The organism is Streptomyces thermospinosisporus (assembly GCF_039526425.1).
Classification (GTDB): Bacteria; Actinomycetota; Actinomycetes; order Streptomycetales; family Streptomycetaceae; genus Streptomyces; species Streptomyces thermocarboxydovorans.
In genome coordinates, this window is record NZ_BAAAIZ010000111.1 from 32,914 (window position 1) to 43,338 (window position 10,425).

The 10,425-nt window shown below is 70.5% G+C and carries 9 protein-coding genes; 3 read left to right on the top strand and 6 right to left on the bottom strand.

Annotated features, from left to right (window positions below; translation table 11 throughout):
• Positions 1-419 precede the first annotated feature (419 nt).
• Both ABD207_RS28750 and ABD207_RS28755 read right to left on the bottom strand, forming a co-directional pair.
• Positions 420-1,085 carry an HAD family hydrolase gene (locus ABD207_RS28750; RefSeq protein WP_344016143.1) on the bottom strand — a complete coding sequence of 222 codons (666 nt, stop codon included), beginning with the start codon at positions 1,083-1,085 and terminating at the stop codon, positions 420-422.
• 64 nt (positions 1,086-1,149) lie between these two features.
• Positions 1,150-1,680, bottom strand: coding sequence for a DUF6912 family protein (locus ABD207_RS28755; RefSeq protein ID WP_344016144.1), 531 nt, complete (start codon positions 1,678-1,680; stop codon positions 1,150-1,152).
• A 323-nt stretch (positions 1,681-2,003) separates the two neighbouring features.
• Between ABD207_RS28755 and ABD207_RS28760 the strand changes: the two genes are divergently transcribed.
• Positions 2,004-2,663 carry an Rv3235 family protein gene (locus tag ABD207_RS28760; protein ID WP_344016145.1) on the top strand — a complete coding sequence of 220 codons (660 nt, stop codon included), beginning with the start codon at positions 2,004-2,006 and terminating at the stop codon, positions 2,661-2,663.
• Positions 2,664-2,816: 153 nt separating this feature from the next.
• Here ABD207_RS28760 and secA read toward each other — a convergent pair whose 3' ends face one another.
• A complete protein-coding gene (gene secA, locus ABD207_RS28765; RefSeq protein ID WP_344016146.1) occupies positions 2,817-5,657 on the bottom strand; it encodes a preprotein translocase subunit SecA in 2,841 nt (946 codons plus the stop codon).
• 400 nt (positions 5,658-6,057) lie between these two features.
• Between secA and ABD207_RS28770 the strand changes: the two genes are divergently transcribed.
• Together ABD207_RS28770 and ABD207_RS28775 are read left to right on the top strand one after the other, a co-directional pair.
• The gene (locus tag ABD207_RS28770; protein ID WP_344016147.1) at positions 6,058-6,627 is read left to right on the top strand and encodes a GNAT family N-acetyltransferase; all 570 of its coding nucleotides are present in this window, start codon (positions 6,058-6,060) and stop codon (positions 6,625-6,627) included.
• Between the two features lie 95 nt (positions 6,628-6,722).
• A complete protein-coding gene (locus tag ABD207_RS28775) occupies positions 6,723-7,907 on the top strand; it encodes a winged helix-turn-helix domain-containing protein (RefSeq protein ID WP_344016148.1) in 1,185 nt (394 codons plus the stop codon).
• Positions 7,908-8,007: 100 nt separating this feature from the next.
• On the opposite strand, the gene ABD207_RS28780 is transcribed toward ABD207_RS28775, so the two are convergent.
• The 3 genes from ABD207_RS28780 to ABD207_RS28790 form a co-directional block, all read right to left on the bottom strand.
• On the bottom strand, positions 8,008-8,754 hold the full coding sequence (locus ABD207_RS28780) for a response regulator (RefSeq protein WP_167998561.1): 747 nt from the start codon (positions 8,752-8,754) through the stop codon (positions 8,008-8,010).
• 202 nt (positions 8,755-8,956) lie between these two features.
• Positions 8,957-9,649 (bottom strand): ribosome hibernation-promoting factor, HPF/YfiA family, encoded by a 693-nt coding sequence (hpf, locus tag ABD207_RS28785; protein WP_344016149.1) that lies wholly within the window; start codon positions 9,647-9,649, stop codon positions 8,957-8,959.
• Positions 9,650-9,958: 309 nt separating this feature from the next.
• On the bottom strand, positions 9,959-10,425 hold a 467-nt coding region (locus tag ABD207_RS28790), incomplete at its 5' end, for a ComF family protein (protein WP_344016151.1).

Genomic DNA, 10,425 nt, shown 5'->3' on the forward strand with positions numbered 1-10,425 from the left:
GGCGGGGTGCGCTAGCCCTGCTGGAGGGGTGCCGCTGCGCCCACCCTCCGCCATCGCCCCAGCGGCACGACTGCCCGCAGCTGGGGAGGCCCGGCTGCCCGCGGCGACGCGGGGTAGCCGCGCACGGCGGTCAGCAGGGCACCGGGGCTTGGGCGGCCGCAGTCGCGCGCGGCGGGGAGGGGTCGGGGTGGTGGTGTCCGCCCGCAGCGGCCGGCGCGTCCGCGCCAGTCCCCGAAAGGCGACCTATTGCGCGCCAGACCGAGACGGACACCACCACCCCGGCCCCGACTCACCCACCCACCGTGGGCGCTACGCGCACCCCCACCGGAGGGACAGTGCGCCGCAGGCATCTCCACGCGCACCCCCACCGGGCCGCAGGCACCGTCGACGCGCACCCCCACCCACCCGCACGGGACGCTTCATGCCGCCAGGCGCTCTGCTTCGGCCACGGCCTCGGCCAGGGTGTCCACCACAGGGACGCCAACGGCCTCCAGGCTGGCCCGGCCATGCGAACCGCCGGTATACAGCACCGCCCGCGCGCCCACGGTCTGCGCGGCCAGCGCGTCGTCGGCCGCGTCACCGATCACCACCGTCCGCGCGGGATCGACGCCGCCGAGCGCCGCGATGTGGCGCACCATGTGTTCCGCCTTGCTCCCCCCGGAGGGACCGGTCCGCCCGTCGACCCGCACGAAGTGCGGCTCGATCCCGAAGGCCCTCACCAGCGGCACCAGGTCCTCGTGCCCGTACATGCTCAGGATGGACTGGCTGCGCCCCGCCGCCGCCCACCCGGTGAGCAGCTCCTCCACGCCCTCGGCGAGCGAACACAGCGCCCGGTGCTCCGTGTAGTACCGGTGGAAGGTCGCATCCATGACCTCCCACTCCTCATTGCTGGGCAACCGCCCGAGCAGCCGCTCGTAGAACTTCGGCACCGGCACGCAGTACAGCTCCCGGTACTGCTCCAGCGTGATCGGCTCCAGCCCGAGCTCCGCGAAGGCCGCGTTCGTCGCCCCGATGATCGCGTCGACGTCGTGGAACAGGGTCCCGTTCCAGTCCCAGACGATGTGCGCGTTCGTCTGCATCCCCATGAACGCAACCTACCCGCCCGCACTGACAATCAAGGAGAAACAGCAGGTCAGCAGCACATTGCGCTCAGCCGGCCCCGCCGGAACCGGCCCCGCCTGAACCGACGATGTTCGGGATCTCCTGCGTGGCGTACCAGAGCAGCTCGTGATCCTCCGCACCGTCGACGACGAACTGCGCGTCGTCGTCCCCGGCGTCCGCCGCCGGCAGCGCCTCCGCGGCCGCGCTCACATCCGCCTCCGCGTCCTCCGCGTCCACATGCACCGCGGCCGCCTTGGACAGCGCGACGTCCCCGTCCACCCGCACCTCGCCCAGCGTGTCCGGGTCGAGGCCCGGCTCGGCCGACACCGCCTTGTCGGGCACGTCGACCGCCACCACGACCCGCCGCCTGGGCGCCTCGGGGTCCGCCGCCAGCAGCCTGAGCGAGGCCAGCGCGGCCCGGCTCAGCGCGGCGTACTCCAGCTCCTCGAGGTCCTCGGAGACGTACCACTCGCGCAGCGCGGGCGTGACGGCGTACGCCGGGAACGGCCCCTTCGCCAGCTGTCCCGTCCGGTACGCCTCGGCAAGCCCGGGGAGGGTCAGGGGGACGTAGACGCGCATGGAGGCCGCTTTCGTGATCGGAACCGTTGACGGGCCTTCAGGATACGCGCGGGCGGTCCCCCTTCGAGTTGCCCTCCGCACCCCCGGCCCCGTCCACCGGCGTCCGCCCCTTCACCCACCTCGCCCGCCCCCTCTCGCGGTCCCACCCACCCTCAACCACCCGGATAGGTGAATCTCCGGACCCTCCCCAGTTGGCCCACCCCCTCCTTGCCGCCGCCCCCGCCCGCCCCGTACAAGATCACCGACCGCGAAAGTTACCGCCCGGTACCGCCCGGCCTCCTCCGGCCGGTCACCCACCCCCGGGCCGTCGAACGGGGACCCCCATGAACAAGGTCATGACCAGGGCCCAGTCCAGGGCAGTCGCAACCACTCACCCCACCGGCACCACCGCCGTGACCCGCCCCACAGGCACGACACCGCCCCGCGTCCCCACCGGCCGGCCTCCGGCCACCGCCCCCTCCGGCGGCCGTGGACGTCCCGGCGCGATGGCCGGCTCCACCCGCCCCGGCGACAACCGACCGCCGTCCTACCGCGCCCGGACCCCCGCCCAGCGCACCCGCCGCTCGCCCGTACGAGTCCCGGCCCCCCGCACCGGAACGGCCACGCTCACCGCACCGGCCGACACCACCCCTCGCGTCCCCCGGCTCCGCCCCACCGACCATTTCGCCGAGCTCCTCCTCGCCGTGCTCAGCGGCCAGCGCCCCGTGCACGCCATGCTGCGGCACACCGCAGGCCAGGCCTATGACGAGCTGGCACGCCTCGCCGAGCGAGGCCCGCTGCGCACCCGGGGCACACGGCCCGTCGTGCGGGACATCGGCTGGTTCGTGCCCCGCGAGGGCGCCCTGGAGGTCTTCGCCCGGATCGCCGCGGGCGACAGGCTGCGCGCGCTCGCCTTCCGGCTGGAGCAGGGCCGCGACCTGCGCTGGCGCTGCACGGCGGTAGAGGTCGGCGGCCCCCGCACCCGCCCGGCGGGCGCCCGCTGACCGAACCTCCCCCTGCCCCGGAGGAACGGCCCCGAACCCCCGACGGCCTGCCCCCTCGGCGCAAACCCGAGGGCCGGGCACCCACACTCGGATGCCCGGCCCTGGGCCTGCTGCTCGGCACACTCCCCTCACCGGGGAGCCGTGCTCACCTGCTCACTTCTTGCGCCGACGCCCACCCCGCGCCTGCTTGCGCCGCTCGGCGCGAGTAAGACCATCGGCAGGCGAACGCACCGGCTCCCCGTCCGTCGGGAAGTCACCCTCGATCGTGCCGCCCTCGCCGTCCACCGTCGGCGCGACGAAGTGCAGGTTCCGCCGCTGCGGCGCCTCCAGGCCCTTGGCCCGGATCTCGGGGCGCGCCCCGGCCTGCGCGGGCACCGCGTCCTGCTTCTCCAGCGACGGCGCGGCCTCCTCGACCGGGACCTCCTCGACCTGCTGCTCGACCTGGACCTCCAGGTTGAACAGGTAGCCGACGGACTCCTCCTTGATGCCCTCCATCATGGCGGTGAACATGTCGAAGCCCTCGCGCTGGTACTCGACCAGCGGGTCCTTCTGCGCCATGGCGCGCAGGCCGATGCCCTCCTGGAGGTAGTCCATCTCGTAGAGGTGCTCGCGCCACTTGCGGTCCAGCACCGACAGCACGACCCGGCGCTCCAGCTCACGCATGATCTCGGAGCCGAGCTGCTCCTCGCGCTTGGCGTACTGCTCCCGGATGTCGTCCTTGATGGACTCGGCGATGAACTCGGCGGTCAGCCCGGCCCGGTCGCCGGCGGCCTCCTCCAGCTCCTCGATGGTGACCTGGCACGGGTAGAGCTGCTTGAAGGCCTTCCACAGCCGGTCCAGGTCCCAGTCCTCGGGGAAGCCCTCGGCGGTCTCGGCCTGCACATAGGCGTCGATGGTGTCGTCCATGAAGTGCTGGATCTGCTCGTGCAGGTCCTCGCCCTCCAGGACGCGGCGCCTCTCGCCGTAGATGACCTCACGCTGCCGGTTGAGCACCTCGTCGTACTTCAGGACGTTCTTGCGCGTCTCGAAGTTCTGCTGCTCGACCTGCGACTGGGCGGAGGCGATGGCGCGGGTGACCATCTTGTTCTCGATCGGCACGTCGTCCGGGACGTTCGCCATGGACATCACGCGTTCGACCATCTGCGCCTTGAACAGCCGCATCAGGTCGTCGCCGAGCGAGAGGTAGAAGCGGGACTCGCCCGGGTCGCCCTGACGGCCGGAACGACCGCGCAGCTGGTTGTCGATGCGCCGCGACTCGTGCCGCTCGGTGCCCAGCACGTAGAGGCCGCCGAGCCGCTCGACCTCCTCCTTCTCGGCCTTGACCGCCGCCTCGGCCCGCTTGAGCGCCTCGGGCAGGGCCGCCGCCCACTCCTCGATGTGCTCCTCGGGGTCGAGGCCGCGCTGCCGCAGCTCCGCCTCGGCGAGGTCCTCGGGGTTGCCGCCGAGCTTGATGTCCGTACCACGGCCGGCCATGTTGGTGGCCACCGTCACGGCACCCTTGCGGCCGGCCTGGGCGACGATCTGCGCCTCACGGTCGTGCTGCTTGGCGTTCAGCACCTCGTGCTGGATGCCGCGCTTGCTGAGCTGCTGGGAGAGGTACTCGGACTTCTCCACCGAGGTGGTGCCGACGAGGATCGGCTGGCCCTTGCGGTGCTTCTCCTCGATGTCGTCGACGACCGCCTCGAACTTGGCGACCTCGGTGCGGTAGATCAGGTCCGGCTGGTCCTTGCGGATCATCGGCCGGTTGGTAGGGATGGGCACCACGCCGAGCTTGTAGATCTGGTGGAACTCGGCCGCCTCGGTCATGGCCGTACCGGTCATGCCGCACAGACCCGGCAGCTCCTTGCCGTCGTGGTCGTGCCGCTTGTAGAGGCGGAAGAAGTTCTGCAGCGTGATCGTGGCGAGCGTCTGGTTCTCGTCCTTGATCGGCACGCCTTCCTTCGCCTCGATGGCCTGGTGCATGCCCTCGTTGTAGCGGCGGCCGGCGAGGATACGGCCGGTGTGCTCGTCGACGATCATGACTTCGTCGTCGATGATGACGTAGTCCTTGTCGCGCTTGAAGAGCTCCTTGGCCTTGATGGCGTTGTTCAGGTAGCCCACGAGCGGGGTGTTCACCGACTCGTAGAGGTTGTCGATGCCCAGCCAGTCCTCGACCTTCTGGACCCCGGACTCGTGGATGGCGACGGTGCGCTTCTTCTCGTCGACGTCGTAGTCGCCGGTCTCCTCGATGCCCTTGAGCGGCTGACCGGGCTCACCGCGCTTGAGGCGCTTGACCAGCTTGGCGAAGTCCGCGTACCACTTGGTGGCCTGGTCGGCCGGGCCGGAGATGATCAGCGGCGTACGGGCCTCGTCGATGAGGATGGAGTCGACCTCGTCGACGATGGCGAAGTTGTGCCCGCGCTGGACGAGTTCCTCCTTGGACCACGCCATGTTGTCGCGCAGGTAGTCGAAGCCGAACTCGTTGTTCGTGCCGTAGGTGATGTCGCACGCGTACTGCTCACGGCGCTGGGCCGGCGTCATGTTGGCCAGGATGCAGCCGACGCTCAGACCCAGGAACTTGTGGACGCGGCCCATCATCTCGGAGTCGCGCTCGGCCAGGTAGTCGTTGACCGTGACGATGTGGACGCCCTCGCCGGACAGGGCGTTGAGATATGCGGGCAGGGTGCCGACCAGCGTCTTGCCCTCACCGGTCTTCATCTCGGCCACGTACCCCATGTGCAGCGCGGCGCCGCCCATCATCTGCACGTCGTAGTGACGCTGGCCGAGGACGCGCTTGGCGGCCTCGCGGACGGTGGCGAACGCCTCGGGCAGCAGGTCGTCCAAGCTCTCACCGTCGGCGTAGCGCTGCTTGTACTCATCGGTGAGGGCCCGCAGCTCGGCGTCGGAGAGGTCGACGAAGTCCTCTTCGATGGAGTTGACCTGGTCCGCGATGCGGTGCAGCTTGCGCAGGATCTTGCCTTCGCCTGCACGCATGATCTTCGAGAGGACGGACACGGGGGTTGGTCTCCTTGCCGGTCGGGCCTGGGACGGTCGGTTTCCGTTTCAGTGACTGAGCAACGGCCATCGTATGCGAGGACCCCGCCACGCCGGGAGGCCTGCCGTGTCGGCGGTCCTCGGTGCTCGTCACATGTAGGTCATCGGTCGGACGGTGTAGGTCATTGGTCGGACGGCTGCTTCACGGTGGACAACGTCCGAGCGTCCCGGAAAGTGCCGCGCCGCACCCATGAATGACGCGAAGGGTGACGCGCGCCTCACCCAGGGCGAACGTCCCCGTGGCGGACTCCGCCCACGGCGAACATGCCCTGGGAACTCTGCCCATGGCGAACGTGCCCAACGGGGCTCCCCCCGGCGAAAGGAATGGCGGCGCTCACCGGCCGGGGAGGAGAATCGGCCGATGGAACCCGTCACGCTCACCACGGACCGTCTGGTGCTGCGCACCGTGGGTCCGCAGGACACCGACGCCGTCTACGCGGCTTGTCAGGACCCCGACATCCAGCGCTGGACCACGATCCCCTCCCCGTACCTGCCCGAGCACGCGCGGGGCTTCACCGAGCAGCTGGCCCCGGACGGCTGGGCGAACGGGTCGATGTTCACCTTCGGTGTCTTCCTGACCACGGGGGAGCTGGCCGGCATGCTCGGTATCACCTCGCGCTCCCTCGGCGTGGGCGAGATCGGCTTCTGGGCCGCCAAGGAGCACCGCGGCAACGGCTTCATCACCGAGGCCGCCGTCGCCGCCGCCCGCTGGGCCTTCACCCGGATCTCCATGGACCGGCTGGAGTGGCGCGCCGAGGTCGGCAACCTGGCCTCGCGCGCGGTGGCCGAACGCGCGGGCTTCACCATCGAGGGCACCCTGCGCTCTGCGCTCAACAACAAGGGCGTGCTGCGGGACTGCTGGATCGGCTCGCTGCTGCCCTCCGACCTGGGGCTCACCTCCAGCACCCCCTACGTGCCGGCGCCCCGGTAGGTACGGGATGCCTGCTCCGGTGAAGTACCCGATGCCTGCCCGGTGAGATCCGGGCCGGGGCCGGTTGTCAGTGGCTGCCTCTATCGTGCGGACGTATGACTCTCGTGCGTCCCACCACGGAACTCTCGGCGGACGAAGCCCGCCGCATCGCCCTGCGGGCCCAGGGACTGCTCGGCGCCCCCGACCGCCGATCGGGCGTCCGCGGGGTGCTGCGCACGCTGGGCGCGGTGCAGCTCGACACCATCTCCGTCCTGGCCCGCTCCCACGAGCTGATCCCCTACGCCCGCCTCGGCGCCGTGGGCCGCAGGACGGTGGAGGAGGCGTACTGGACATCCGGCTCCGAGCCGCCGCACGCCTTCGAGTACTGGTCGCACGCCGCGTGCATCCTGCCCGTGGAGGAATGGCCGCACTTCGCCTTCCGCCGCCGCGCCTACCGCAGCCGCCCGCACTGGAACCAGGAGCTGCCGGACGGCGCCTACGAGCAGGTGATCAAGCAGCTGCGCGCGGAAGGCCCGCTGACCGCCACGGAGTTGGGCGGCGCCAAGCGCACCAGCGAGTGGTGGGACTGGTCCGGCGCCAAGGTCGCCGTGGAGCGGGCGCTGATGTACGGGGAGGTGGTGTGCGTCGAGCGCCGCGGCTGGAAGCGGGTCTACGACCTGGCCGAACGGGCCATCCCGGATGCGCTGCTGCACGACGAGCTGGACGACACCGAGTGCCTGCGCCGGCTGGTGCGGCTGGCCGGAGAGTCCCTGGGCGTGGGTACCCGCGCGGACATCGCCGACTACCACCGCCTCAAGGGCGAGCAGGTCGACGCGGTGATCGCCGACTCGGGTCTGGTGCCGGTGACGGTCGAGGGCTGGGGCAAGCCGGCCTGGGCCGATCCGGAGGCCCTGGCGACCCCGCCGCGGGGGCGTCACCGTACGACGCTGCTGTCGCCGTTCGACTCGCTGATCTGGGACCGGGCGCGCACCGAGCGGATCTTCGGCTTCACCCACCGCTTGGAGGCGTATGTGCCCAAGCCGAAGCGGGTGTACGGCTACTTCGCGATGCCGGTGCTCGCCGGTGGTCGTCTGGTCGGCCGGGTCGATCCGGCCCGCGAGGGCCGCACGCTGGTGGCCCGGCAGGTGACGCTGGAGAGCCGCAAGGCGGTCCCGGCGGTGGCGCAGGCGCTGGTGGAGGCGGCGAGCTGGGTGGACTGCACCCATGTGCGGGTGGAGCGCGTCGAGGCGCCGGAGCTGCGCGAGCCCCTGGTGCTCGAACTGGCCCGCGCGCTCGGCTGACGCGGCGCCCGGCGAAGACCGGGCTCACCAGAAGCTGGGCCCGGCAGAGGCTGGGCCCGGCAGAGGCTGGGCCCGGCAGAGGCTGGGCCTGGCCGGTGCCTCAGCGGATCTCGAGGATCTTCTCCCGCATCGCGTAGACCACGGCCTCCATCCGGGAGTGCAGCTGCAGCTTCTCCAGGATGTTGCGGACGTGGTTCTTCACGGTGTTCTCGGAGATGAACAACTCCTTGGCGATGTCCCGGTTGTTCATTCCGGTGGCGACGAGCTTGAGCACTTCCAGTTCGCGGTCGGTCAGCCGGGGCGCCGGCACCAGCCTGCGCTCGTCGGTGCGCTGGATCATCGACTTGAACTCGGTGAGGAGTTTGGAGGCCATCGAGGGGCTGATCTGCGACTGGCCGTCGGCGACGGCGCGAATGGCGGTGGCCACCTCGTCGGTGGAGATCTCCTTGAGCAGATAGCCGGTCGCGCCCGCCTTGATGGCGTCGTAGAGATCGGCTTCCTCGTCGCTTATCGTCAGCATGATGATCTTGGCGCTGGGCGCGACCTCCTTGATGGAGGTGCAGGCCTCGATCCCGCCCCGCTTCGGCATCCGCACGTCCATGAGGATGATGTCGGGCAGCAGATCGGCGGCCTTCTCCACGGCCTCCGCGCCGTCACCGGCCTCGCCGACGACCTGGATGTCCTCTTCGGCGGCGAGCACGATCTCGAGGCCGCGGCGGAACAGCGCGTGGTCGTCGACCACGAGGACTCTGATCGGCTCCTTGCGTGGTGAGCCCGCGTCGGGGCCCGTGCCGACGACGCCGTCGCCGGCGTCCTCGTCACGCATCGGTCCGAAGCTGTCCGCCATCGTTCCTCCCCCTGACGGCTTGGCCTGTGGTCCTGAGCCATCGCCAACCCAAGGCAACGGCCCACCGTTTGAGCCGTTGCAGCCATGATTCCATGCCCGGAGGACACCGGGCGCCGGCATGCGGTGCGAAGGGGTCGCACACCGGTGCCCCTGGGGGCGCACACGCGCACCAGGGGCACCGCTCACCTGCCGCCCCGGCAGGTCAGCCGCCGAGGGTTCCGCCCGCCTCGGGGGAATGGGACTCGGTGACCATCGTGTCGGTCCTGAGGTGGATCACGCCGTAGTCGTAGGCGTGGCGCCGGTAGACGACGGAGGGTTCCTTCGTCTCGGAGTCGACGAAGAGGTAGAAGTCGTGCCCGACCAGCTCCATCTCGTAGAGAGCCTGGTCGAGGGTCATGGGGGCGGCGACGTGGGTCTTCTCGCGGACGACGAGGGGGCCGTCTCCCTGCACTTCGAGCGAGCCGATCTTCTTCGTGGGAACGGCGTCGGGCTCCTCCTTCGGTGCGGTCGCGCCCGTGCCGTTGAGTGTCGCCGCGTCCGGGACGTGTGCGGGGACCTCTGCTGCCGAGATCCTGCGCGCCCCGCGCCGCGAGAATCGCTTGTCGTGCTGCTTGCGCAGCCGGGCGTCCAGCTTTTCCGCTGCCAGATCGAGCGCCGCGTACGGGTCGCTCGCCGCCGCCTCCGCCCGGATCACCGGACCGCGGGAGCGGAGGGTGATCTCCACTCGGTCACAGCGGTCGGCCTGTCGGGGGTTGGGCTCCTTGGACACCTCGACGTCGAGGCTGATCACCTTGCCATCGAGCTTCTGGATCTTGTCCAGCTTCAGCTTCTCGGCCACGTGCTTCCGGAACCGCTCGGGCACCTCGGTCTTGCGGCCCTTGACGACGATGTCCACGCAGAACTCCGTTCCCGGATCGCTCCGCTCCGCTGCGGAGCGTCTCCCTTTTGCACCAGATTCCGGTCGCCCCGGAACCTCGGACTGGGTGACGTCCACCTCCTCCCCCGTGGGCGGGATCTCCACTCCCCCAGCGCGGGTGATTACCGAAAACCCGCGACACGGCATTGGGATTCGTAAGGTGTGGCCTGCGCCTTTCCTTACAACCGAACATATCTCGCCCGGACGGATGTCGTCACCCTCTACTGCGGCGTACCTCCGTTCAGGTGAATTGACCCTCTCACAACCTGCAACGACGAAAGATCTCAGTCAGTTCCGGTTCAATTCGAAAGCATCTGGCGAGGCCGCTACGACGGCTGCGTACAAGCGTTCGTTCACCATCCGCCGGCTCACCCTCTCCTGAGCTGTCCGGTGGGGTTGTTCTCCTCTCCTTTCCCGTCTCCCACCCCTGTACACGAACGCGGGCGCCGAAATACTCGATCTCTTCCGGACATCCGGCGCCGCCCCGTCCAGCGCCGTCCGCACCGCTCGCGCCGCCTCCGCCAGGGACGCTCCTGTGGTCATGACGTCGTCCACCAGCACGACCGGTCCCCCGCCGATCAGCAGCCGCTCTCCGCCGGGGGCCACCGTGAGCGCACCCGTGAGATTGGCCAGCCGCTGCGCGGCCGTGAGCCCCGCCTGGTCGGCCACGCCCGGCCGCTGCCGCAGCACGGGCGCCACCCGCGCGGGCAGGCCGTCCCGCCGCAGCACGCCCGCCGCGGCCAGCGCGATGCGCC

Coding starts and splice junctions, on each gene's coding strand:
- ABD207_RS28750 (WP_344016143.1), bottom strand. CDS start 1,085: ATGGGGATGCAGACGAACGCGCACATCGTCTGGGACTGGAACGGGACC.
- ABD207_RS28755 (WP_344016144.1), bottom strand. CDS start 1,680: ATGCGCGTCTACGTCCCCCTGACCCTCCCCGGGCTTGCCGAGGCGTAC.
- ABD207_RS28760 (WP_344016145.1), top strand. CDS start 2,004: ATGAACAAGGTCATGACCAGGGCCCAGTCCAGGGCAGTCGCAACCACT.
- ABD207_RS28770 (WP_344016147.1), top strand. CDS start 6,058: ATGGAACCCGTCACGCTCACCACGGACCGTCTGGTGCTGCGCACCGTG.
- ABD207_RS28775 (WP_344016148.1), top strand. CDS start 6,723: ATGACTCTCGTGCGTCCCACCACGGAACTCTCGGCGGACGAAGCCCGC.
- ABD207_RS28780 (WP_167998561.1), bottom strand. CDS start 8,754: ATGGCGGACAGCTTCGGACCGATGCGTGACGAGGACGCCGGCGACGGC.